The sequence below is a fragment of the Priestia sp. JV24 genome (genome assembly GCF_025910025.1).
Classification (GTDB): Bacteria; Bacillota; Bacilli; order Bacillales; family Bacillaceae_H; genus Priestia; species Priestia megaterium.
Map to the genome: position 1 here is coordinate 41,839 of NZ_JAPCIN010000015.1, position 24,940 is coordinate 66,778.

At 36.1% G+C, this 24,940-nt stretch carries 26 protein-coding genes; 17 read left to right on the forward strand and 9 right to left on the reverse strand.

Annotated features, from left to right (window positions below):
• Positions 1–311: 311 nt before the first annotated feature.
• Positions 312–554, reverse strand: a complete 243-nt coding sequence (locus OK414_RS09545; protein WP_034652881.1) for a hypothetical protein — start codon at positions 552–554, stop codon at positions 312–314.
• Positions 555–708: 154 nt separating this feature from the next.
• Here OK414_RS09545 and OK414_RS09550 point away from each other — a divergent pair, with 154 nt between their 5' ends.
• The 9 genes from OK414_RS09550 to OK414_RS09590 all read left to right on the forward strand — a co-directional run bounded on the left by OK414_RS09550 (position 709) and on the right by OK414_RS09590 (position 11,061).
• Positions 709–1,974 (forward strand): Y-family DNA polymerase, encoded by a 1,266-nt coding sequence (locus OK414_RS09550; RefSeq protein WP_263045532.1) that lies wholly within the window; start codon positions 709–711, stop codon positions 1,972–1,974.
• A gap of 14 nt (positions 1,975–1,988) precedes the next feature.
• Positions 1,989–2,321 carry a YolD-like family protein gene (locus OK414_RS09555; RefSeq protein WP_034652878.1) on the forward strand — a complete coding sequence of 111 codons (333 nt, stop codon included), beginning with the start codon at positions 1,989–1,991 and terminating at the stop codon, positions 2,319–2,321.
• 288 nt (positions 2,322–2,609) lie between these two features.
• Positions 2,610–2,885 carry a hypothetical protein gene (locus OK414_RS09560; protein WP_263045533.1) on the forward strand — a complete coding sequence of 92 codons (276 nt, stop codon included), beginning with the start codon at positions 2,610–2,612 and terminating at the stop codon, positions 2,883–2,885.
• Between the two features lie 249 nt (positions 2,886–3,134).
• Positions 3,135–3,518: a hypothetical protein gene (locus tag OK414_RS09565; RefSeq protein ID WP_034652872.1), complete on the forward strand. Its 384-nt coding sequence runs from the start codon at positions 3,135–3,137 to the stop codon at positions 3,516–3,518.
• 346 nt (positions 3,519–3,864) lie between these two features.
• Positions 3,865–6,471, forward strand: a complete 2,607-nt coding sequence (ppsA, locus tag OK414_RS09570) for a phosphoenolpyruvate synthase (protein ID WP_263045534.1) — start codon at positions 3,865–3,867, stop codon at positions 6,469–6,471.
• Positions 6,472–6,671: 200 nt separating this feature from the next.
• A complete protein-coding gene (ybaK, locus tag OK414_RS09575; protein ID WP_263045535.1) occupies positions 6,672–7,154 on the forward strand; it encodes a Cys-tRNA(Pro) deacylase in 483 nt (160 codons plus the stop codon).
• A 178-nt stretch (positions 7,155–7,332) separates the two neighbouring features.
• Positions 7,333–7,617: a DUF5316 family protein gene (locus OK414_RS09580; protein WP_034655212.1), complete on the forward strand. Its 285-nt coding sequence runs from the start codon at positions 7,333–7,335 to the stop codon at positions 7,615–7,617.
• Positions 7,618–8,273: 656 nt separating this feature from the next.
• A complete protein-coding gene (locus OK414_RS09585) occupies positions 8,274–9,620 on the forward strand; it encodes an MFS transporter (RefSeq protein ID WP_095379502.1) in 1,347 nt (448 codons plus the stop codon).
• 472 nt (positions 9,621–10,092) lie between these two features.
• Positions 10,093–11,061: an alpha/beta hydrolase family esterase gene (locus OK414_RS09590; RefSeq protein WP_263045536.1), complete on the forward strand. Its 969-nt coding sequence runs from the start codon at positions 10,093–10,095 to the stop codon at positions 11,059–11,061.
• Between the two features lie 133 nt (positions 11,062–11,194).
• Here the strand turns inward: OK414_RS09590 and OK414_RS09595 are convergent, their stop codons facing one another.
• A complete protein-coding gene (locus OK414_RS09595; protein WP_016763750.1) occupies positions 11,195–11,350 on the reverse strand; it encodes an aspartyl-phosphate phosphatase Spo0E family protein in 156 nt (51 codons plus the stop codon).
• Positions 11,351–11,676: 326 nt separating this feature from the next.
• Between OK414_RS09595 and OK414_RS09600 the strand changes: the two genes are divergently transcribed.
• Positions 11,677–12,123, forward strand: a complete 447-nt coding sequence (locus OK414_RS09600; RefSeq protein WP_016763751.1) for a hypothetical protein — start codon at positions 11,677–11,679, stop codon at positions 12,121–12,123.
• Positions 12,124–12,194: 71 nt separating this feature from the next.
• Here the strand turns inward: OK414_RS09600 and OK414_RS09605 are convergent, their stop codons facing one another.
• Positions 12,195–12,335 carry a hypothetical protein gene (locus OK414_RS09605; protein ID WP_168797079.1) on the reverse strand — a complete coding sequence of 47 codons (141 nt, stop codon included), beginning with the start codon at positions 12,333–12,335 and terminating at the stop codon, positions 12,195–12,197.
• A 511-nt stretch (positions 12,336–12,846) separates the two neighbouring features.
• Here OK414_RS09605 and OK414_RS09610 point away from each other — a divergent pair.
• The gene (locus OK414_RS09610) at positions 12,847–14,298 is read left to right on the forward strand and encodes an NADP-dependent glyceraldehyde-3-phosphate dehydrogenase (RefSeq protein WP_216874961.1); all 1,452 of its coding nucleotides are present in this window, start codon (positions 12,847–12,849) and stop codon (positions 14,296–14,298) included.
• Between the two features lie 106 nt (positions 14,299–14,404).
• Here the strand turns inward: OK414_RS09610 and OK414_RS09615 are convergent, their stop codons facing one another.
• A complete protein-coding gene (locus OK414_RS09615) occupies positions 14,405–14,701 on the reverse strand; it encodes a hypothetical protein (RefSeq protein WP_013082749.1) in 297 nt (98 codons plus the stop codon).
• A 491-nt stretch (positions 14,702–15,192) separates the two neighbouring features.
• On the opposite strand from OK414_RS09615, the gene OK414_RS09620 reads away from it, so the two are divergent.
• Entirely contained in the window at positions 15,193–15,702 is a 510-nt protein-coding gene (locus OK414_RS09620; RefSeq protein ID WP_263045537.1) for a hypothetical protein, read from the forward strand.
• A gap of 60 nt (positions 15,703–15,762) precedes the next feature.
• Positions 15,763–16,431: a fructose-6-phosphate aldolase gene (gene fsa, locus OK414_RS09625; protein ID WP_034652863.1), complete on the forward strand. Its 669-nt coding sequence runs from the start codon at positions 15,763–15,765 to the stop codon at positions 16,429–16,431.
• 63 nt (positions 16,432–16,494) lie between these two features.
• Here the strand turns inward: fsa and OK414_RS09630 are convergent, their stop codons facing one another.
• Entirely contained in the window at positions 16,495–17,388 is an 894-nt protein-coding gene (locus tag OK414_RS09630) for a hypothetical protein (protein WP_034652861.1), read from the reverse strand.
• A 314-nt stretch (positions 17,389–17,702) separates the two neighbouring features.
• Between OK414_RS09630 and OK414_RS09635 the strand changes: the two genes are divergently transcribed.
• A complete protein-coding gene (locus OK414_RS09635; protein ID WP_047931954.1) occupies positions 17,703–18,227 on the forward strand; it encodes a DinB family protein in 525 nt (174 codons plus the stop codon).
• A 189-nt stretch (positions 18,228–18,416) separates the two neighbouring features.
• Positions 18,417–19,472: an aldose epimerase family protein gene (locus OK414_RS09640; RefSeq protein WP_263045538.1), complete on the forward strand. Its 1,056-nt coding sequence runs from the start codon at positions 18,417–18,419 to the stop codon at positions 19,470–19,472.
• Between the two features lie 62 nt (positions 19,473–19,534).
• Here the strand turns inward: OK414_RS09640 and OK414_RS09645 are convergent, their stop codons facing one another.
• Both OK414_RS09645 and OK414_RS09650 read right to left on the reverse strand, forming a co-directional pair.
• Positions 19,535–19,660, reverse strand: a complete 126-nt coding sequence (locus OK414_RS09645; protein WP_013056562.1) for a hypothetical protein — start codon at positions 19,658–19,660, stop codon at positions 19,535–19,537.
• A gap of 65 nt (positions 19,661–19,725) precedes the next feature.
• The gene (locus OK414_RS09650) at positions 19,726–20,148 is read right to left on the reverse strand and encodes a CBS domain-containing protein (RefSeq protein ID WP_016763757.1); all 423 of its coding nucleotides are present in this window, start codon (positions 20,146–20,148) and stop codon (positions 19,726–19,728) included.
• 216 nt (positions 20,149–20,364) lie between these two features.
• On the opposite strand from OK414_RS09650, the gene OK414_RS09655 reads away from it, so the two are divergent.
• Positions 20,365–20,829, forward strand: coding sequence for a hypothetical protein (locus tag OK414_RS09655; RefSeq protein ID WP_095379508.1), 465 nt, complete (start codon positions 20,365–20,367; stop codon positions 20,827–20,829).
• Between the two features lie 178 nt (positions 20,830–21,007).
• Here the strand turns inward: OK414_RS09655 and OK414_RS09660 are convergent, their stop codons facing one another.
• Entirely contained in the window at positions 21,008–22,240 is a 1,233-nt protein-coding gene (locus OK414_RS09660) for a cytochrome P450 (protein ID WP_263045539.1), read from the reverse strand.
• 266 nt (positions 22,241–22,506) lie between these two features.
• Between OK414_RS09660 and OK414_RS09665 the strand changes: the two genes are divergently transcribed.
• On the forward strand, positions 22,507–23,403 hold the full coding sequence (locus tag OK414_RS09665) for a TetR/AcrR family transcriptional regulator (RefSeq protein WP_263045540.1): 897 nt from the start codon (positions 22,507–22,509) through the stop codon (positions 23,401–23,403).
• A gap of 266 nt (positions 23,404–23,669) precedes the next feature.
• Here the strand turns inward: OK414_RS09665 and OK414_RS09670 are convergent, their stop codons facing one another.
• Positions 23,670–24,827 carry a xylose repressor gene (locus tag OK414_RS09670; RefSeq protein WP_026106549.1) on the reverse strand — a complete coding sequence of 386 codons (1,158 nt, stop codon included), beginning with the start codon at positions 24,825–24,827 and terminating at the stop codon, positions 23,670–23,672.
• Positions 24,828–24,940: the final 113 nt, after the last annotated feature.

Here is a 24,940-nt window from a genome sequence, read left to right on the forward strand (position 1 = left end):
TTAATATGGTTATTATCTTTTGAGAAGACCATAAATAATATTCAAAACGCGTATATTATTCTGTTAACTAATGAGATTTAATTACATGCAAGAAAGTTTATAAATATAGTACTACGAAACTTATAAAGCTTTTGAAAATGGGCTAAACATCCAAAAGTAAAATCAATTATTTAATATCTATAAAATACATAATAAATTTTATAGATACTGAAAAGACCTTATTAACATATTAATTAAGGTCTTTTTATCATTATTTCTTATTCCGATTAAAGCCAACGATGTATATTACTTTCAAAGCACTTGATTTGACCTTATCTTTTTCTTTTGAATCCAAAACTCACTATATAAGCTATTGCTAATGAGATAAAAGCAGCAATACTAGACTTTATGTAAGAAATCTCTAAAGCCCAAAGGCCGTATTTGTCTGCATTTAAACGATACATAGACCACCACTGTCCATTTTCACCTTTAAAAAATGAGAAGATAATCCATAAAAGAACTAAAAACAAAAACCATGAAAAAAAGATAATATAGTTAGTCATTTTCTTATTCATTTGCTATCTCCTTTATCTTCCAAATTTACTCGTGATATTCTTGTCTTCTATTATATTAACAATAATCGGGAAAACTTTAGAGTTTTTATTGAACAAAGAACGTTTGTTCGTATATAATAGAGAACAAACGTTCTTTATTTGAGGAGTTATTCCAATGGATTATGAATATCTACCAAACAGGGTCATTATTTGTATTGATATGAAAGCATTCTTTGCTTCGGTTTCATGCGTGATACGTAGGCTAGATCCATTAAAAACAAGGTTGGCAGTTGTAGGAGATACAAAGCGGTCGGGATCAGTTGTGTTAGCTGCCACACCCTTATTAAAGAAAGAAGGGATCAAAACAGGCAGCCGTCTTTTCGACATTCCTAGAAGGAAAGATATCCATGTCGTAAATCCATCCATGGAAAGGTATGTCAAGGCTTCGAACTATGTTTCTAGTTTGGTATTACAGTATGTGGCTCCTGAGGATTTTCATGCGTATAGCATTGATGAGTTGTTTATTGATGCCACAGCTTCTTTGCATTTATTCGCTCGCACACCAAAAGAATTAGCCCGTAAAATCATTAACGAGATTTATCGCAAAACACGGCTGACAGCTACTGCAGGCATAGGTCCCAATCTCTTACTGGCTAAGGTGAGCTTAGATCATGAGGCCAAGAATAGCACAACAGGGGTAGCTTATTGGCGATACGAAGATATTCCTTTCAAATTATGGTCGATTCACCCAATGAAGGATTTCTGGGGAATCTCGTCCGCTACGGAAAGACGCTTAAATCGTTTAGGTATTCACTCCATAAAAGAACTCGCTCTTTCTTCTGTAGAGATGATACGTAAAGAATTTGGTGTCTTAGGAGAGGAAATCCACCAACATGCAAATGGAATTGATTTTAGTCGCATTTCTGACGTGTATATTCCGAGCTCTCGATCATTCGGGAAGAGTCAAATTCTGTTTCGAGACTATACAAATCGAAAAGAAGTAGAATTGCTGCTATTAGAACTATTAGACGATGTGTGCTTTCGTTTACGTATGCATCAAGTCGTGGCACAAACTATTCATTTATCCATTGGCTACAGCAAACAAACAGGTGGCGGCTTCTCAAGACAAAAGAAGATGGGGCGGGCCTCGAGTCTAAGTCAAGATATCTTTCCTTATTGTTTAACCATCCTACACACATTTGATAGCGGAATGCCCATTCGATCGATTGGAATTTCTTTATCGAACACTAGTATTCAAGAAGAAGAGCAAATGAGCTTATTTGAAGATATTGACCAGCGTGAAAGAACCTATGCGCTTGCTAAAACAATTGATGAAATTCGTATGCGTTATGGGAAGAATAGCGTTCTGCGAGCTTCAAGCCATCTCGAGCATTCAACAGCTCGTTATCGAAACGGCCTTTTAGGAGGTCATAAAGCATAAAGGAGGAAGATGACATGCAAAACAGAGGAATGAAAAAATGGCGACCGTTTGCCACTATGCCCGAGCAATACAGAGGATTACAGGAAATGATAAAAAAACAAGCAGAGGTACCTCAACCTTTTTTAACAGAAGATCAAATGGAACAGATTAATTTCATCTTGGTTGAAGCCTTACATACAAATAAACAAGTCTACCTTACATATTACAAGAAAGGTCAATGCATAACAGAGACAGGATTCATTCAGTTTATTGACTCCCAAGGGAAACTAATTGTCTTCATTGATGATGCATTTGAGTTAAAGAATAAAATGAGATTAAACGTACTTATCGATGTTCGGTTCGTATAGGTTAGATGCATGAAGGCAGTAAATTATAAACGATTATTAGAAGCCAGCTTTCTCTTTGAGCGTACCCAACTATGCTGTTACTTTATTGAGAAGAAATCAAATTCATAAGCGTTCTTTCTTAACAAACATAAGATTTACGTATTAGTGTTTTTATGAAAAATTAGGCCTAAACTTTTACTAATCATTAATTTATAACAAAGGGGAAAAACCGTTTTTTCTTTTATTGGAGCATACAGGAAATATAATGCATGCATAATCTAAAATTAGTTTTTTAGGGGAGAAACAACAATGAGTTCTACATACAACCACGAAAATGTTACCTCCTTCATCTGTTATAGCTCGCCTAATGAAGGGGATCGACTTGGCACTGATTTTGATAAAGAGGGTTATATTGATTTAGAATTGTTACAATCCGTTGTTCCTTCAAAAGAAGCTGTCTTTTATTTCTGCGGATCGATTCCGTTTATGGAAGCTATTCTTAAAGCATTACATAGATGGGATATACCAAACGAACGTATTCATTACGAGGTATTTAGCCCTGTAGCCATTTTAGGAGAAAAATAAAGAAGTAATTGTTACCAGTAAACGGAAAATGTTCGATTAAAACACACGTCCTGTTTAAATAAATATGCTGTAAAAAAGCACTCATAAGCGTGCTTTTTTACTTTGCCCTAAGGAATGATTCTACAAACGATCATGATACATATAAGTATTTCTACACTCTCTGCGTACAAAAAACTGGAAAAAATTCTCTTCGGTAATTTATAATAATAGAGAACTATGTCGAATCCTAAATATTGGAGAGATTACTATATGAGAAGACTACTTCCTTTTATAATTTTTACCATTTACTGCATTCCATATGTTTATTTATCTATGCGAAAAGATTTTGAGGATGATTCAAAGGTAAGCTATATAATCATGGCCATAGTTACACTAGCACTGTCTTATCTAAGTGGGCTTATTAGAGCGGATTTATCACTTATTTTAGGGAATATAATTTCTTTTAGTACTTCATATTTTTATAACGCATTAAGGCTTCCGGATTCTAAATGGGAGAAATATTTTTCGCCCTTTAATTCTGTCGAACAAGTAGTACTGATAAGCCTTGCGGCGCTTGTGCTGCAGGTGATTATTTATACACTTGCTAGAAAACGAGCGAAGAGATACATTCGTAATACTATGGTTTCGGAATAATTCAAAAAAAGAGAGTTAATCATCTAATGAACTAGACTCTTCAGGTGACCAAATGAAAGAAGGGTTAAAATGAGGAGAGATGTTGAAATTTTATTCTCTAAAAAGAAAGTGTTAAATGAGGAAGAATAACAAATCCTTCAAAGTTGTACTTACCTGCTTTAAAAAGGATACGAATCAATTAGATAAGTTAGTTATACAACTTTTAAATATGTAACCGCAAACAAAAAGGTATGTATTTCTCTTCCTACTTTAATTATACCACATAAAAAAACGCCGATATAGACTGTTTATTCTAATTTACTGCTGGTAAAATCAATAAAACATTACCGGTTAGGAGAGATGTTGAATGAACTCTTTAGTTCTTAGCTTTCAAGAAATAAAAAATACACAGCTTTCACTTGTTGGAGGAAAAGCCTTAAATTTAGGCGCATTATCAAAAATTCAAGGAATACAAGTACCGGAAGGATTTTGTGTGACAGCGGCCGGGTATCAAAAAGCCCTTGAACAAAATGAAACGTTTCAAGCATTACTGAACCAGCTGACGATGCTAAAAGCTGATGACCGAGATCAAATTGGTGAAATTAGCGAAAAAATTCGCCAAATCATTCTGGAAATAAAAATTCCTTCTGACGTTGTAAAAGCAGTTATTCATTCTCTCTCTCAGTTTGGGGAAGAGCATGCTTATGCAGTTCGTTCAAGTGCGACTGCTGAAGATTTGCCACATGCTTCTTTTGCTGGTCAGCATGACACCTATTTAAACATTAGAGGCAAAGAAGCCATCCTTGAGCACATTAGCAAATGCTGGGCTTCCCTGTTTACAAATCGCGCGGTAACCTACCGTATTAAAAATGGATTTGACCATAGTCAAGTGCACGTATCGGTCATTGTTCAACGAATGGTTTTCCCGCAGGCTTCAGGTATTTTATTTACCGCTGACCCAATTACTTCTAACCGAAAGCTGTTATCAATCGATGCAGGCTTTGGACTTGGAGAAGCGCTAGTGTCAGGTTTGGTCTCTGCCGATTGCTATAAAGTAAAAGAAGGAAAAATCGTCGATAAAAAAATAGCAGCTAAAAAGGTAGCTAGTTACGGATTAAAAGAAGGCGGGACAGAAACGAAGGAAGTTCATTTCGATCTACAAAAAACGCAAGCGCTCACTGACTTTCAAATTTTACAGCTAGAACGCGTTGGAAGACAGCTTGAAGCTTATTTTGATTGTCCTCAGGATATCGAGTGGTGCTTGGCTGATGATACATTTTATATTGTCCAAAGTCGTCCAATCACTACTTTATATCCAATTCCTGAAGCACATGATCAGGAAAATCGCGTTTATATATCTGTTGGACATCAACAAATGATGACCGATGCCATGAAACCACTCGGATTGTCTTTTTTTCTGTTAACAACTAATGCACCGATGCGTACAGCCGGTGGAAGGCTGTTTGTTGATGTCACCCCTATGCTGGCGTCACCTGACAGCAGAAAAATGATGTTAGGTGCGATGGGACAACATGATCCGCTCATGAAAGACGCACTTACAAGCATAATAGAGCGAGGAGACTTTATAAAACCTTTACCAAATGATCAAAGTTCCGGTAAAAGCAATAAAAGCGTGCCGCCTATGAAGCCTAAGGCACAAATCGAAAACGACTCGACGATCGTTTCTGACTTGATCAAGAAGAATCAAGCATCAATAGAAGAGCTAAAGCAAACCATCCAAACGAAATCTGGGTCAGAGTTAGTCGATTTTATTTCAAAAGATATCGGGACATTAAAGAAGATTTTATTTGATCCACAAAGTACAGCTGTGTTTATGGCCGCTATGGATGCTTCATCATGGATCAATGAAAAAATGGAGACGTGGCTAGGTGAAAAAAACGCAGCAGACGTGATTTCTCAATCTGTACCAAACAATATTACATCAGAAATGGGTCTGGCGCTATTGGATGTAGCAGATGTAATTCGTCCTTATCCAGAAGTCATCCATTATTTACAACACGTAAAAGATGATAACTTTTTGGAGAACCTGGTGGAGTTTGAAGGCGGAGAGAAAACTCGAGATGCTATCTATGATTATCTCAGCAAATACGGAATGCGATGTCCCGGCGAAATCGATATTACGAAAACTCGCTGGAGCGAAAAGCCGGCTGCACTTATTCCTGTAATTCTTGGTAATATTAAAAACTTTGAGGCTAACGCTAGCAAGCAAAAATTTGAAAAAGGCCTGCAGGAAGCCTTGGAAAAAGAGCAAGAGCTATTAAACCGCTTGAAGCAATTGCCGGATGGTGAACAAAAAGCAAAAGAAACAAAAGAAAAGATTAATCTCATCCGAAATTTTATCGGTTATCGTGAATATCCCAAATATGGCATGATTAATCGTTATTTTGTTTATAAGCAGGCTCTGCTGAAAGAAGCCGCTCAGCTTGTAAAAGCCGGTGTTATTTCTGAAACAGAAGATATATACTATCTGACGTTTGAAGAACTTCAAGAAGTCGTGCGCACACATAAAATGAATGATCAAATCATCATCAAACGAAAAGAAGAGTACAAATTATATGAAAAGCTAACGCCGCCGCGTGTAATCACGTCTCATGGCGAAATTGTTACAGGTGTTTACAAACGAGAAAATCTTCCGTCCCAAGCAATTGTAGGTTTACCGGTTTCTTCAGGAGTGATAGAAGGGCGAGCGCGCGTCATTTTAAACATGGAAAATGCTAATCTATCAGATGGAGATATATTAGTCACTTCCTTTACTGACCCTAGCTGGACCCCGTTATTCGTAGGGATAAAAGGGCTTGTTACGGAAGTTGGCGGACTGATGACTCACGGCGCAGTCATTGCACGTGAATACGGATTGCCAGCGGTTGTTGGAGTAGAGAATGCTACTCGGCTGATAAAAGACGGACAGCGAATTCGTGTACATGGAACAGAAGGGTATATTGAAATATTGTAAAAGCTAAAGATGCTTGCGCTGTTTTTCTTCTTTATTAATAGATGAAAATTTGTGTAGATTCCTATACGTATCTTCAGTCAATACCAAAAGGTAGGCCATTATAACGGCCTGCCTTTCTCAAAATAACCCTTACTAACCTACCTATCCTAATATATGGAGATATGAAAACAAAACGTGTTATGATAGTATCGGTGATAATTATGGGTAAAAAAGCAGATAAGACGAATGTCATGCGAATTTTAGATCAGAAAAAAATTGAGTACAACTATTATTCTTATGACACTAAAAAGCTGAGTGGGGTACAGGTAGCTACTTCGCTGGGAGTGGACCTTGCTAAAGTCTTTAAGACACTGGTGACCGTAGGGAAATCAAAAGAACATTATGTCTTCATGGTACCGGTTGAAAAGGAGCTTGATTTAAAGAAAGCGGCAAAAGCAGCTGGTGAAAAGTCTTTGGAAATGATTCCTCAAAGAGAGCTGTTGCCTCTTACAGGATATGTTCACGGCGGGTGTTCTCCTATCGGAATGAAAAAGCAGTTCACAACCTTCATTGACTCTACAGCAGAAGACTGCGAAACGATTTACTTTTCAGGCGGGCGTGTAGGTCACCAGATACAGTTAACATTAAGTGACTTATCAAAAGTAATTCGTATATGTCCGGCAGATATCACAAAAGAGAGTTAAAATGTATTTCCCTTGAGCGAAACGCTTTTAGACATAAGCGTTTCGCTTTTTTTAAATGGCTTTAATTGCTGTCTTTTTATCGGTTGGGATAACAGAAATAAAAGTAAAAATATAGAAAAAATGATATTATATAGTTAATGTGTGGAAACTTTATAAAAAGGCTAGGAGGAAAGCAAAAATGATTAAATCAATTATTGGAGGATTCATCTTATCTTTTATTCTTTTATTAGGATGTACAATAGCAAACGTAAATTCAGAAACAGTATTTTTTGCCGTTTTCATTCTATTAGTAGGGCTAGCCATCATTATATCTGGAGTAGCTGTAAGCGGTGATCGAATGAGAGCTAATCTGGCCACGGAATCAAAAACAGACAAGAAGTGGAGAATTACAAATTCTATAAACCTTATGTTAGCTGCTGCTCCAGTTCTCGGGGTATTTCTTCTCATTCATTATTTTATATAGTTTGGTTTCCAAACAACAAGCTTAGGTGAAAAATATCTCGGGATAGAACGCTTTTTATGTGAATTTAAAATCAAATGAGCCAAATTAAGGTCGCCAATGCAACAAAATTATAGAGCATCCATGGCTGTATATATAATAAGGGATAAGATTAAAATTCGATAATTATCTTAAATTTAGGTTAGAGCTTAGTACAAGTTATGTTTATTCTACATATTATGTAAATGTAAGCAGCTTACACTCACAAGTTGATAAGAATATTTTCTTAACCATGTTCTCACTTAAAGAACATGGCTTTTTTTCTGTTTGTCATATAAATTAGAAAGCCGAACTTTGTAAAATTTTTGTATAAATAATTAGAAAATATTATATTTTCTAATAAATCAATAGTACAATATATAAATGGAAGGGAGGATTAACACTACATATGTAATAGACAGCCGCCGCTTTTAAAACCGCTTATTTTATTATCTATAGATGATATTGAAATCAATTACCCAACCTTTTTTAAGCGCTCTCATTATATAAGTAATTGGTTGAACAGGTTTTATAAAAAGCAATACAGTCTAGCTGTTTAAAAAGATTTGCTGGTAAATTACTTGCTACTTCATGTTACAGGAGAATCAACATTAAACACTCAAAGAAAAGAGGGATCACTCATGGCTCATACCAGTGAAGCTGCAAACAACAGGCGTATTACAAGTAATATTTTTAAAGGATCTGTTGGGAACTTAATTGAATGGTACGATTGGTACGTTTACTCTGCTTTTGCCGTCTATTTTTCATCGCAATTCTTCCCGGAAGGTGACCCAACAAGTCAGCTGCTTAACACAGCGGCAATCTTTGCTGTCGGTTTCTTAATGCGTCCAATCGGTAGTTTATTAATGGGGCGCTATGCGGATCGATATGGTCGCCGGGCTGCGCTTACCTTATCTATTACCATTATGGCGAGCGGTTCTTTTATTATCGCTTGTACTCCTAGCTATGGCACGATAGGGTTATTATCTCCTATTATTCTAGTACTAGCGCGTTTACTGCAAGGAATCTCCTTAGGAGGAGAATACGGAACTTCTGCAACTTACCTTTCTGAAATGGCAAGCAGCGGGCGAAGAGGATTTTATTCAAGCTTTCAGTATGTGACGCTTGTTGCTGGTCAGCTGGTGGCATTAGGTGTTCAAATTATTCTGCAAAACGTTCTTAGTGAAGCAGATATGATTTCATGGGGCTGGCGTATTCCTTTTGTTATTGGAGCAATCGGTGCGCTAAGCGTTTTATGGCTGCGCCGTACAATGGATGAGTCAGAACAATTTTCTAAAATGGACTCTGAAAGCCGTGAAAATGCAGGGACTATTAAAGCACTTATGAAGCATCCTAAAGCAGTGTTGACCGTTATTGGCTTAACATTAGGAGGAACGGTCGCTTTTTATACGTATACGACGTATTTGCAAAAATTTATGGTAAACAGTGTAGGGCTGGATAAAGGAGTTGTAAGCTGGATTAACTTCTGTGCACTGCTTGTATTTGTTGTCATCCAGCCAATAGCAGGTATGCTATCTGATAAAATTGGACGCAGACCGCTGTTAATGAGCTTTGGTATTTTGGGAACATTGCTGACTGTACCGCTGTTTCTTTTTATGAAACAAGCACATAACCCAGTCATGGCTTTTTTATTAATGACAGTTGGACTTATCATTGTAACAGGTTATACATCGATTAACGCTATTGTAAAAGCTGAGCTTTTCCCAACAGAAATTCGAGCTCTTGGTGTTGGGTTACCGTACGGACTTACAGTTGCCATATTTGGAGGTACTGCAGAATTTATTGCCCTATGGCTGAAAAGTATCGGCCATGAATCACTTTTCTTTTTCTATGTAGCAGGGTGTATTGCCATCAGCTTTCTTGTTTATTGGCGTATGGGAGAGTCCTCTAAAGATTCATACATAGAATCTGAGCTCAAGAAAGAGGAAAAAGGAGACAATGTACCGCCAAATAATATCAGTTTTTAATTTTGGTTAAATAAATAATCGTTTGATAACATAAAAAAGGACGGGCTTTTATAGCCAGTCCTTTTCTAGTATTCCGCGCGTATATTCGTATTAAACGTACTAAGTGACTGTTCTTACTATAGAATTCTTTTTTCTATAGTTTTACATGATGAATTTGTACACTATTTGGTGATAATAAGGCCTCGTATAATCTCATTCCAGTAATGTTTAAAACTAGGCTTTGCTTTCGTCATTATGAACACTCCTTTTTTAAATTTTTTGATTGGCTAGTTGTTATACTAAGTTTAATAAAATTACCTAAAGTTGTTATCCAACGCAGAGCGTAACTTAGTATATGAATTTGTACGACTAAAGAATGAAGAACAAAATAATTAGAGGCATATAAAAAGATCAGCTACATAATAAAAGGATTATTTTGTGATATAACGAAATAAAGAGTATATACATCAGAAATAGAGAGAGGGTAAACTCCGTGAATACTTTATATTCCTTTTTTGCGAACCCAGTTTTAACTGTTTCTACGTTTTTAATAGAATTACAGAGCGTGTTCTTTCAACCTATTTGGAAAGAGTATAATTATGATGATTATTTTACTTACAAGGTGTATGTTCCAAGTACATATACTGGATTAAGCAAAGTACCATTAATCGTTATGCTTCATGGATGTCAACAAGATGCAGATGATTTTGCCGCAGGTACGGAGATGAATAAACTAGCGGAAGAAAAAGGCTTTATTGTTCTCTATCCTCAAATGAACTACTTTGCTAATTCCAACGGGTGCTGGAATTGGTTTTATAAGTATAACCAGTTTCGCGGTAATGGAGAGCCAGACATAATAAAAGATATGATTGATCACATAACCGCTAAGTATGCGATTGATTCTACTAATATATACCTTGCTGGTATGTCAGCTGGAGGCTTTATGGCAAATGTGATGGCTATTGCTTATCCTGATGTATTCAAAGCAGTAGGCATTCATTCAGCAGGCAGTAATGCGTATGCTGTAGACCTCATCACAGCTGGAGAAGTCATGCTATACGGCTCTTTAAATCCTGAACTTGACGGTGATGAAGCTTATAAAAAAATGGGACCTTATGCACGGCCTGTTCCCATCATTACGTTTCATGGTCAATCAGATACAACAGTCACTCCAGTTAATGCGTCTACATTAATTCAGCAGTGGATTTATACATATAAGAATTTCGGTATAAACCTACATGAAAATGCTGCTTTTTATACGTCACAAGACAACGGAAATCATTATAGCTACATAATGTCTGACTACATAGATGCAGAAAATAAAATCTGGATGAAAAAAATTATGGTAGAGGATATGGGGCATGCATGGTCAGGAGGAAATAACAATGGATCAGACACTGATTCAAAAGGTCCTAATGCTTCAAAAATGATGTGGGACTTTTTTGAAGCACAGAATGATTAAATAGAGTATGAACGCGCGATCAAGATGTACTGCTAAATAACATCAGCCTTCATTTTTTTGAAACAAATAATTGTCTACCAACAGAAAAAGGATCTTATCGAAAGATCCTTTTTCTGTTATCAACGAACATTTTTTAACAAGTAGCTTCAAACCGATTTAACAATACATCGAGATCCTGACTGATTTTAATCGTATTACTACTTGTAAACCCTTCTTCTAGGGCAATCATCATCATCATTTTTCGTATAAATTCTATCTTTATCAGCAGTAGTCTACATTTGAAACACATTAAGTTTCCTCCACTTGCCACGTCATTTTAAAGGCTTAAATTGTTAAATTATTTATGTAAAAATGGTTCCAATCTAAAAATAGAACCTAAAAAATATAGTAACAAATAGATAGTGTCGAAGTCTGTCGTATTTTGAATTAAGATATTTTCATTTAAAAAGAATTAGCTCTTAAACGTTATGCTAGAAGCTATGCTATGTCTTAATTATGATTGTTCCACCGGTTGTAAATAACTCACAGAGCAATAGAGCTTATCCGTTTTTTTGGATATAGGCATAATCCGATTACATTTAGGCATGTTAACATAAGAAAGGAGAATTTACTAATATGCCCAACGTCATCAGAATTCTTCAATTGTTTCTTCCATGGATTTCCCTTGTTTTTATGCCAAAAAAATCAATGAGAACCTATTTTCCCGCTTCTCTATTTGCCTCATCTTTAGTAATTGGAATGTGCTCATTAGCTATTCCTTACAAGTGGTGGAGTGTAAAAGGAGGGTGGAAAGGAAAAATTTTAAATGATAGCAGCTTTATTTTTGGCCCCTTTTTGATAGGGACACTGTGGATCTTTCATTTTACGTTTGGCAGCTTTAAGAGATTTTTTTTCGTTAATTTACTTATGGATTCACTATTTGCTTTTCCGCTAAGCTACTTGTATCAAAAATTGGACTTATTTAAGTTAGTTAACTTTAAGCCAAAACATATCTTTTTTTCGTTTATTAGTTTCTGCTTAACTATTTATGGCTATCAGGCACTGACAAATAAAGATAAATGATAGGTGAGGGCCGTTTCTAACCGCTATAGACTTTGTAAAAATCGCAACAAAAAAGCGTCTGTTAAGACGCTTTATATATAATACATATCCTGCTCTTCTTTATTAACATTTGTTGTTTCATGGATTATTTCTTCCGGGATATTGGACGTCCGATTAGTAAAAAGCATAAACAAAGCAATAATTGATGCCGCAAAACCTAAAGTAACAATCACAATAAATCCCTCCCTTTAGAATATATATTCTACTTTTATCTTCATTTTCCTATATTTATTATATACCCTTATTTTATTTTCTCAACACATAGAATAAAAAGAGTAGGGCATCTCCTCAATATCTCCCTCAAAATAAATATAATCAAGGGAGCTTAAAACTCCCATTTTCCCTAAAAAAGTAGGAATCTATAAATTTTTTTCGTATGGGGACATAAATCATTAACATTATTAATCGTTGAGATAACTTTTTTGTATTGTACGAATGAAAGAAATTTATATATATTAAAAATACAAAATATTCATTAAATTATATGATGCTTTGGTTTTGAGTCGAAAAGAGAAAAGCTGCTGCTTTAAAGGCAACAAGTTTAAGGAAGTTACAAGCGATATAAAAAGTTATAGAAATAGATGCATCTAGAATTCTTTTTGCTCAAATATTCACAGAGTTTTCATTCATAAAAAAGACTGAAAATTTTGATAATAATTTCACTTTTATTAAGGGGGACTTTTTATGACAACAACGGTATTAAATGTATCAACTTATTCTTTTTATCTTAACGGTGAGTGGAAAGAAAGTAAATCAGGGCAGACAATTGACATTGTTTCTCCATACCGTCATGACGTGATTGGAAAAGTGCAGGCTATCACAAAAGAAGAGGTCGATGAAGCAGTACATGCCGCGCAAAAAGCTCAGAAAGGGTGGGCAGAAATTTCTCTGCAAGAACGTGCCAGGTATTTATACAACTGGGCGGATGAGCTGGTAAGAATGCAGAGTGAAATTGCCGAAATTATTATGAAGGAAGTTGGAAAAAGCTTAAAAGATGCAAGGAATGAAGTAGTGCGCACAGCAGATTTCATTCGCTATACAGTTGAAGAAGCCCTTCATATGAACGGAGAAAGCATGAAGGGAGATAGTTTTCCTGGCGGTTCTAAGTCTAAAGTTGCTATTGTTGAACGCGTGCCTTTAGGGGTTGTACTCGCAATTCCTCCTTTTAATTATCCGGTAAATTTAGCAGCTGCTAAACTGGCGCCTGCGCTTATTTCAGGAAATGCAGTTATCTTCAAACCCGCAACGCAAGGAGCGATCAGCGGTATTAAGATGATTGAAGCTCTTCATCAAGCAGGTATTCCACAAGGTCTTGTAAACGTCGTAACGGGCCGCGGATCTGTTATTGGGGATTATTTAGTTGAACATAAAGGCATTAACATGATTTCATTTACCGGGGGAACAAATACGGGTACTCAATTAGCTAAAAAGGCAGGCATGATTCCTCTTGTACTAGAACTTGGAGGAAAAGACCCGGGTATTGTATGTGAAGATGCAGATTTACAAGAAGCAGCAAAACATATTATAAGCGGAGCATTTTCTTATTCCGGTCAGCGCTGTACAGCTATTAAACGTGTACTTGTGCATGAAAAAGTGGCAAACGAGCTCGTAAATATTTTAAAAGAAGAAGTACATAAACTATCAGTCGGTTCTCCTGAAGATGGATGTACGATCGTTCCATTAATTGATAGCAAAGCAGCGGACTTTATTCAGATTTTAATTGCAGACGCGCTCGGAAAAGGTGCAGAAGTTGTGACTGGAAACAAGCGTGAAGGAAACCTTATCTATCCTACGCTTTTAGATGACGTGAATGATACTATGCGCGTGGCATGGGAAGAACCATTCGGTCCTGTGTTACCAATTATCCGCGTCTCTTCTGATCAAGAAGCCGTTGATATAGCAAACGAATCAGAATTTGGCTTACAAGCAAGTGTTTTTACAAAAGATATTAATAAAGCCTTCTCAATTGCAAATAAAATTGAAGTCGGATCCGTTCAAATCAACGGCCGCACGGAACGCGGTCCTGATCATTTTCCTTTTATCGGCGTAAAAGGATCTGGTATGGGCGCTCAAGGCATTCGTAAAAGTATTGAATCGATGACTCGTGAAAAAGTAACGGTATTAAATCTTCAATGATTGAATTCCAAGAGCTCTCCAAATCAAGCCAGTAGAGTGTAGAGAATCTCAAAGGAAAAAGCCTGTGCTCCAAAAAGCACAGGCTTTTAAACGTTTTATTTACCTATCACTCGATTCCATCTTTATAGTTCTTATGCCAGTTTTTATCACCTTTATGCTCGATATCCTCAACGGTTTTTTCAAGCTCTGACATAATGAGTGTTTTCACTTGATAAATGGTATCAAAAAAAGCTTTCTCTTCATCCGGATTCGGCTTTATTTTGGCTGCTGCCGAAATATCAACATATCTGCGATGTTCAGTTGTTAATTTATCAAGCGCATCAAAAATATGAGAGGTCAGAACAGCAACCTCCTTATGATTATCAGGCAGCTTTTCTTTTAATGTTTCAATTCTCTTATCCATGTTAAAGTCCCCCTATAACGTGTTGTATTTATGTAACTTTCCCACTAATAAAAATGAATAACCTTAAATAGTAAAAAATCATGGGAATTAGCACGTGAAACAAAAGTATACTACAGGATATCATGTTAAAGTGAAAAAACGGTGAAACGAATGAGTATATTTTTCCAGAAAGGGTATGTAATAAAAGTGGTTTTTTTGGAAAAGGTAATTCCCTTAAGAAACATTGAAGCACGCAATCAACGTAAAAGTTCATCTATTTTTAATGAATAATGACCTTTTTTGACTATTTTTTTACGTTTTTATGACTTTTTTTGAATGAATTTGATTGTTTTTGATGATTTTTCGAATAATCTGATATATAATGAAAGCGTAAACAGTAAAACATGTCGGTTGGTTAAGAAAAACATCCACAAAAATGGGATTCGTTATTACATAAAATCAGACCTCTGTTTTTATAAAAATAAATAGAATTTGAGAAAAGGAGAATGAGGATGGACCTATTGGATGCAAAAGTAGTGAATACAAAGTACGGTTTAGAAACATATCTGGATGTGTCAGAAAGCGTAGAAATAAAAGAAATTCATATGCCGAGTTCAGAGAACCAATCTCATAAAATTAAATTTGGAATCAAGTATTTTCTTTTAAGAGAAGGAAAGTATTACGATAGCCAAAAAGGTTATTTTTGGCTTTGTATGAATCACGATTTTAGCAGCTTTATGCTGAGTGAAACGGAAACAGAGAGTTTGTTTGCAGTTAAAAGTGAAGAAGAAAGAGAAGCAACAAAAACGCTGTTAGCAGAATGGTTTATCCAAACGAATGCGTACAAAGAAGTCATCAACGAATGTATCCATCAGATTAAAACGGAGAATATTCGTACAGAAGAAGACATTGAAGACCGAGTGGACGCTATACAATTTTTAGAAAAATTAAAGGTATTAACTGCAAAAGAGATTGAAAACGCTTCTATAGAAAATCTATATGCCCTGCAGCAAATTGGCTAGGCTATAGCTCAAGCAAGTTGAAATGCAGATTGATGTATAACAATAAGGAGGAATAGTGAGATGAAATTTTTTATTGATACAGCAAACCTTGAGGATATTAAGAAAGCATACAAAGTAGGTGTTCTAGCTGGTGTGACAACCAATCCATCTTTAGTAGCAAAAGAAGGCGTAAGATTTGAAGACCGCATCGAAGAAATCCTTCAAATGGTACCGGAAGTTGAATCCGTTTCCGCTGAGGTAACGCCTGACGCACTTTCTGCTGAAGACATGATCGCTCAAGCAGAAGAACTGATTAAAATTAACGACGGAGATAAAAATATTACGATTAAGCTGCCTATGACATTGGCTGGCTTGGAAGCGACGCGCTATCTTGCAAAAAAAGGCGTAAAAACAAATGTAACCCTAATCTTTACAGTAAACCAAGCACTTTTAGCAGCTCGTGCTGGAGCGACGTATGTTTCTCCATTTTTAGGACGTCTTGATGATATTTCAGAAGACGGGGTACAGCTAGTATCTAAAATTGCTGAGTTATTCCGCGTTCAAAACATCGATTCTCAAATTATCGCCGCATCTGTAAGACATCCGGATCATGTAACGCGCGTAGCACTTGCAGGGGCTCATATTGCCACAATTCCATACGCTGTTATTGAGCAATTAGCAAAACACCCGTTAACTGACCAAGGAATGGAAAAATTTGCAGCAGATTGGAAAAAAGCAGTTAAAGCTTAACAAAAAATCATATCAATAAAAACAGCTTGGAATAAGCTATGCTTACTCCAAGCTGTTTTTATTTTAACTAGCTAGTTTCTTTTTACGTAAACGCTCTAAGCGTCGCTGCACGCTATTTCTCGAACGCCCGAGCAACTCTCCAATTTCTCGCTGATTGCGCTTTTCCTGATAGAACATACCCCACAACCTGGCATCTTCTTCTGCTGTCCACTTTTTATGCTCATATTTAGGGCGCTTTACATAGTCTAGCTTTCTTTGTTCCTCCACCCACGCTGGTTCTGGAATAAGCGTATTTTTAGGTATTTTAAAAAAGTTAAGGCACGATTTATTTTGTTCAGCCCACTTCCAAAAAGATTGAATGTCAATTCCCATGAATGTTCTTGTCTTGGCGATGATCATTTTATACGGTAGATTCTCTTTATGAATCCACTTGTAAATTGTATGAACATCTGCTTCAAGGCAGGCTGCTAGTTCACACGCTGTAATATGTCCTACGTGTGATTTAGCTCCATACACCTCTAAACGACTTAACCTCGATTCTAGTGCTTGCACACTTCGCTGCAATTTCGCTGATATGCGCGAAAGGGATTTTACTCCGTAATACCTTAGCAAATATTCGTCTTCTTGTACTGTCCATCTTCGCATCGCAGTTTTTCGTGTTAGTCCCAAAACTTTTATGCGCGTAGCAATAGAAGAAGGACTTCTGCCTAAGGAGTGTGCCATTTCACGGTTATTCATGAGATCAATGTTCTCCTGTAAAAAAGCATCTTGTTCAAGCGTCCATTTTTTACGTAAAGCTGTATCTGAATCACGAAGATTTAATCGAGTAAGCCGTTTGTTAACTGATTCTTTGCTTCTATGTAAATGCTCACCCATTTTTTGAAGCGTCATCACGCCGTAATGTTCAATGAGAAATCTATCTTCTTCTTGTGTCCATTGCTTTTGATTTTTACTCACTGTTGTCTCACTCCAATTCAAACGGAAAGCTCAAGATGAAAAAGTCGCTAGCAATCTATTTTACCAATGAGCAGTACCCATCCAGACTGATACTCACTGCGTTCTAGCCTATGTATATTTTATCATATTTCTAAACAAAAACCAAACATGTGTTCTGATTTTGTTTTAGTAAATCTTAAAGTAAGTAGAAGATTAGCTTCTTCCTTTAATAGCAGTCAATTGTGGTAAAATTGACTATAATCGAAAGAATTTTCACATAACTGACAGCTCTTATTATTACGTTGAAAGTCATATTTGTCGAAAGGGGAATTTACATGAATTTTAATTTAAAAGAAGCGATTGAAATACTTGAGAATACGCCACAAACGCTTGAAAAACTTTTTTCTGGTCTATCTGCAGGGTGGCTGCAATGCAATGAAGGCGAAGGAACGTGGAATACCTCCGAAGTCATAGAACATTTAATAGAAGCAGAAAAAAACAATTGGATACCAAGGCTAGAATTCATCCTTCAAGAAGGAAAAGAGGGAGCTTTTCCTCCGTTTGACCGCTATGCCCATTTAAACAAGGAATCTGCTAATTCTATTGAAGAGAAGCTTCTTGAATTCAAAAAGGTAAGAATACAGAATTTACATCAACTAAAGCTGCTAGTTAAGCATGAAAAGCACCTTGAAGTGAGAGGAGAACACCCTGAGTTTGGGGAAGTAAAAGTCAGAGAGCTGCTCTCGACTTGGGTTGCTCATGATTTAACCCATATTGCGCAAATTGTTCGAGTAATGGCAGAACGATATAGAGAAGATGTAGGACCTTGGGAAGAATACTTAGGAATACTAAAGAAATAGCAATGACACACAGTGGCCAGCCTTTATCATTCAAGCTTGAATTAAGAAATGTACACGATTACAATAAAATGAGAATAATGAAGATTCAGGAAGGATTGCAGAGGGAACTATAACAACATATCCGATGTTTATAACATGTAGGGTCCGTTAAGCAATTTACGAATAAAAAGAGGATTGGACTGATTAAAAGTGAAAGTGAACTCAGAGAAATTTGGCGAACTAAACAATCAAGCTGTACATGCTTATACCTTATTAAATGATGAAGGGCTTAAAATCACCTGCCTTGACTATGGATGTGTAATATCAAATATTGAAATGCCGGATTCTGAAGGGAAGATTGAAAGTGTTGTATTGGGATTTGATTCAATAGAAGAATACCAAAAGTATTCTCCTTATTTCGGAGCTGTGGTCGGACGCGTAGCAGGGCGTATAGGTGGAGCATCGTTTGAGCTTAATAATGAAACCTATCGTCTAGAGAAAAATGAAGGAAACAATCATTTGCATGGTGGAAAAGAAGGATTCAGTCATAAAATATGGAATGCCAAAACTATTGAGACAACTGATCATGTAGGTGTTGAATTTACATATGTAAGTAAAGACGGAGAAGAAGGGTATCCCGGCAACCTTGAAGTGAAAGTTACGTATACATTAACGAATAAAAATGAGTTCCATATTTCTTATGAAGGAACAACAGATCAAGACACTCTTATCAATTTAACAAATCATACGTATTTCAATTTAAGCGGAAATCTAAAAGAAACGGTCTTAGATCATGTTTTGAAGATGAAAAGTAACGAATTCTTAGAGTTAAATGATGATCTTTTACCTACTGGAGAAGTGTTAAACGTCACAGATACCCCATTTGATTTTAGAGAAGGACATAGTCTCAAGGAAGGTGTGGACTCTGCACATCCGCAAAATATATTAGTGGGTAAAGGGTTCGACCATCCATTTCTTTTAGAAGCAGAAGCTGAAAATCAGATGTCATTATTTGATCCTGCAAGCGGCCGCAAAATAGAAGTCAAAACGGATCAGCCTTCAGTCGTTCTCTATACGGGAAATCATCTAAACGAAGAGTTCGAAATTAGAGGGGTTCACTCAGAGAAATACCTCGGTGTTTGCTTAGAAACACAAGGTTTGCCAGACGCTATTCATCATAAGCATTTTCCTTCTTGTGTATTAAAGCCTGGTGAGAAGTATAAGGCATATACTCACTATACATTTATAACTGATGGCAGCCTGTAACAAAGCGGGATGATAAAAAGGATTACAAACGAGCCTCTGCCGATTGTAATCCTTTTTTATTGTTATTTTTTCTTTTGGCTTTTTGCGCGATTAGCGTCAAGCTCAGCCGCATATTCCTCTTGAGACTTTCCTTGCTTTTGACTCTCAGACTGAATCTTTTTAAATTTGTTATCGTTTAAATTTGGCATATTAGCACCTCCTTGCAGACAAGGTTATTTTGTACAAGCATTAAGGATTTATATGCTAAAAAGTTTTAATGAACTTGATTAGAAATTTCGCTTAATGCTGCACCGGCTTCATCAACATATACGTTTACTGTCGCAAGGTCGCCGATTGCACAGATTCCAACCATATTATTATTCTCCACTACAATAATGCGGCGAATTTGATGGTCAGCCATCATACGTGCACACTCATGAATATCCGTATCCGGAGAACAAGTAATTACATCTTTAGTCATGCAATCATGGCAATGCACAGTGTTGCAATCTTTTCCATCCGCCACGCAATTTAACACGATATCACGGTCTGTGATCATTCCCATTACTCGATTTTCTTGACACACCGGCACAGAGCCACAATTAATATCACGCATTAATTTTGCAGCTGCTGTTATTGGGTCGTGCGGTGCACAAGCTTTCACATCTTTAGTCATAACTTCACGTACTGTAGTCATTTTTAATTCCTCCTTTTAAACATTCACCTCCGTATTTTCTCCATGCACATGCAGAATATGAGAATCAATAATTTCCTGAAAGCAAAAAATCTTGTAATAAAAGGCGAATAAAAGAACTAACGCAGTGTAATAAACACATAAAAAAGAGCCTATTACACAAACTAAAGAGAATATGATTTAGCTTAGATTTTCGTAACGGCAGGAGTTGGGTACATAATGAAAGGAAAGTTAACGCTTTTGGCAGTACTTTTATTGCCTTGGCTGTCTATAGTAAAAGTTGATAAATTTGTCTTTAAAAGATACCTACCTGTTTTGACATTTAGTTCATTAGTTATTGCTTTTATCAGTGAGTTATCTAAAAGCTTTACATGGTGGAAAGTGAAGAAACCTCTTTTCCCTAAACTTTCAAGCGACGTTTCTTTTATATTTGGACCGTTTTTTGTAGCTAATTTTTGGGTATTCAAACTGACCTATGGGAATTTCAAAAAATATTTGTTAATTAACGTCCTGTTTGACTATCTATTTGCTTATCCTTTGACCAGTCTGGCAGAAAAACTGAAGGTATACAAAATGGTAAACATGACGCGCTTTCAACTTTTTCTCATCTCGATTACCACTGCTCTTATTAATTATTTGTATCACTATTTTATAGAAGATGTACTAAGGCAGAGAAGGCAATAGCTGATATTTCGTTAACCAGCTCATCGCCACTTATATTTCGGTACTGTCAGCTTTAAATCATATTAAAGCCCTCCTAAACTTGGTACATAAGTAGTTAAACGAGATAATAAAAGAAAAGAGAAACATGAGAGAAGATAAACCTCTTTCACGTTTCTCTGCTTTGTCATGCACATAAACTTTATCTGTACACCGTCATGGGCAAGTATGTTAAAGATTGACCCGTAGCTGAAGCTGTTAAATGCGGTTCTAATTCAAAGTCTTCAAATGGTTCAATATGAGAAAAGGCCTCTAAAAATGCTTCTAAGATAATTTTCATTTCAAGTCGGGCAAGAGGGGCGCCCAAACAAAAATGAGGTCCGTTTCCGAATGTTAAGTGCTTTTTATTAGTTGGACGATGAATGTCTACAGAAAAAGGATTTTCAAACATAGTTTCATCCATATTACATGCACTCATCCACGCAATAACGACATCTCCTTTTTTTAGCTTAACGCCTAATAGCTCGTTATCTTGTCTAACCGTGCGATCTCGTCTGGAGATATGAAACCGATATCGAAGCATTTCTTCTACTGCTTTTGGAGCTAATTCTCTATTGTTTCTCAGCTCGCTGTATAACGACTTGTCGTCATATAAAAAAGAATAAAACATATTTGCAATGGCGTGACTTGTGGTTTCAACGCCTGCACCTAGAAGCAACATGGTAGCGTGTACAATTTCTTCATCTGTGAATGTTTCACCATCAACTTCAGCTTGAATTAAGTCTGAGATAATATCATCAGAAAGGTTGGAGCGCTTTTCAATGACAATCGGGTAGAGGTATTGAAAATATTCAGCTCCTGCACTTTGCTTTTCTTGTTCAATCTCTTCTAATCTTTCTTGGTCATAAGGCTGAAACAGAATGTCTACCCATTTTTTAAACTGATATCGGTCTTTTACCGGTACGCCGAATAGATCTGCTATAACTAGACTAGGAAAAGGAGAAGATAAATCGTCCACAATATTAATAGTTGAATTCTTTTGTATCGCTTCTACAAGGTCTGCTGCAATTTGTTTGATTCGCGGTTCCCAGTTCCTTAAACTGCGAGGAGTAAAGGCAACAGCAAGCAAAGATCGCGCTTTCCGGTGGTCAGGAGGATCTAAGTTTGTAAGGTTGGTGATTGGAGATGTGCTTTTTTTCTTACTATTATCTCCAACAAAAATAGTGGTTCTCTGTCCATCGCTTGAAAAAAAATCGTAGTTGCTCAAGACTTGTTTAACATGTTCGTATTGGAATACATTCCATGTGTTTGTTTCTTCATGAAAATAAACGGGGGAGTTGTTCAACATTTCTTTATACCATTGGATAGGGAAAAACTCTTCTGCACGTGATTGAAATTTTGGAATTTCTGTAACGGGAATGACTTCTTTGTTCATATGATCTTATTCCTCCTTCAGAATAGGTATAGATTTGGAATTTACTAGCTACATAGCGCTCAGTAGTTGTCACTTGCTAGATAAATAGTTACTTTGTCGAATAACCTATACTATTAGTACATTTTTATACTAAGTGTATAAAAATGTACTAATAGTATATAATTATTTTTACTTGTTTATCAAGGAAAAAGGATAAAGTTCACGTAGGAAAAGGCAGATAAGTTATACTAAATAAAAAGTAAATTGTAAACAGAGGAGTAACAGCAATGAATCAAAAACAGCTCGATATTTTAGGGCATACACACCAGCTTTTTATAGAAAAAGGATACATAGACACTTCGGTACAAGATATATTAGAAAGAAGCGGTATTTCAAAAGGAACATTTTATAAATATTTCTCATCTAAAAGCGAACTGCTTCTCTCATTACTTTCGTCTCTGCAAGAATCACTTATTCTACAAAGAGAAAAAATAGCCATTGAATATAGAGGGGATAATCAGAAGATATTTCAAGAACAGATGATCTTTATGCTGAACTTTGCAGAGCAAAACAAAATTCCTGAAATGATTGAAAGTACACTCGTTTTAAATGAAGTTAAAACATTTCATTATATAGAGGAATTAAAAGCTGCAACATTCAACTGGATATATGAACGTTTTCAGCAGATTTTTCCGTCTAAGACTTCTCCTTATTTATTTGATGGAGCTGTGCTGCTAGAAGGAATGCTTAACAATATGTTTAAAATGAACAAAGCGCTGAACTATCCATTACCTATTGAACAAATTGTCCGTTATTGCATGAAGCGTACAGAGAAAATCATAATCGAAGTAGCAGAACAAAAAGAACAGTTATTTAACCCTTCCGTTTACTCTGCGGTATTTAATGAGAAAACAGAAAGTCATTTTTCGACAGATCTGACGCGTGTAACTGCGAAGTTAAAACGGGTGATTGAAAATAAACTAACAAATGAAGAGGAACGAAAGAGAAGTCTAGAATTTGTTACGTTTATATCGGATGAATTACTGCAAAATGATACGGAGCCTCGCACATTTATTATTCAGAACTCTCTTTTATCGCTAGAGAAAATCAATACTCTCGCACAGACCAAAGAGGTAGAGGAATATAAAGAAGTCATAACTACTCTGACAAGACATGATTCATAATTTGAAAAGCAGGTAAACTAACCCAAAAGGCAAGACTCTCCGTAGTTTAGAAAAGAGCAGGTTGCTAATAACATATAAACAGCCAGTTGCCGTTATGATAGGTGACTGGCTGCATGAGATGAAAAGGTAAGGGTGGAGACAGACATAACACTCTTAATAGAAGAGGGTAATTCTTTCCCTTTTATAGAAAATCAATTCATCGAAAGTAGCTCCTTCATTCTTAAGATCAAACGTGATATAGTTTGCTAACCTTTACGTTCACTTAACTAACTTATAGGGGTAACACTTAAAAAAGAATCAATAACGATAGAAACCGCTCCTAAAGCAGGTGCATTTTTTCCTAACGAAGAAGGCAATAGTTCACATTTATTGTCTAAATGAGAATGGACTCTAGAAGAAACTTCGTTTTTAATCGTATTTAAAACAATGGGATGAGATTCAATTATATGATTTCTCAAGATAACAGCTTCTATATCAAATGTATTAAGAATATTGGTTAATCCAATTCCGATATAAAAGCCAAAGTTTTGAAGTGCATTTAACATTTCTACATCATTTTTATTTGCGCGTTCCACAATCTCTTTTCGAGAAATATTCTTTTCTTCTTTAGAGAGCGAAGCCAGTAACGCTTTTTCAGAAGCATATAATTCCCAACAGCCTCGATTTCCACAGCTGCATTTGGGTCCATTAAAATCTATCGTCATATGACCCATTTCCCCAGAAAAACCCTGAACACCTTTATACAATTCGTTGTTAATAACAAGTCCAGTTCCAATTCCGATATTAATACTGATGTAAACGATGTTTTCATAGTTTTTTGTCATACCAAATACTTTTTCACCGTATGCTCCTGCATTAGCTTCATTTTCAACAAAAACCGGAACATTAAACTCACTCTCAATTAAAAACTGCAAATCTTTGATATTCCAATTTAAGTTAGGCATGAAAATAATTTGCTGATGACGATCTACAAGACCTGGAACACAAATTCCTATTCCGACTAGACCATAAGGGGACTCAGGCATATGGGTTACAAAACCATGAATAAGTGCAAATAAAATCTCTTTTACTTCACTAGCGGAAGAACTAGACAAGTCAGAAGTCTTCTCGAGAATAATATTTCCTTCTAAGTCGGTTAGAATTCCGTTAAGATAGTCGACTCCTATATCAATACCGATCGAGTAGCCTGCATTCTTATTAAAAACAAGCATTACAGGTCTTCTGCCGCCTCTAGATTGCCCTGCGCCAATTTCAAAAATAAAATCTTTTTCAAGCAGTGTATTTACTTGAGAGGAGACAGTAGACTTGTTTAATCCTGTAATCTCAGAGAGAGTTGCCCTGGAGACAGGGGAGTTCTTTAAAATTTCATCTAATATTAATTTTTGATTCATTTTTTTTACTAAAGCTTGATCTGCAATTTGAATAATAACCACTCCTTTGTTTATCTATCGAACTAAGTTGGTGTTTTTTGAAGCTTGAATTAGATATTTAAAAGTATCATATCTAATATTATAACTAAATTTTCTAAAAAAAACAT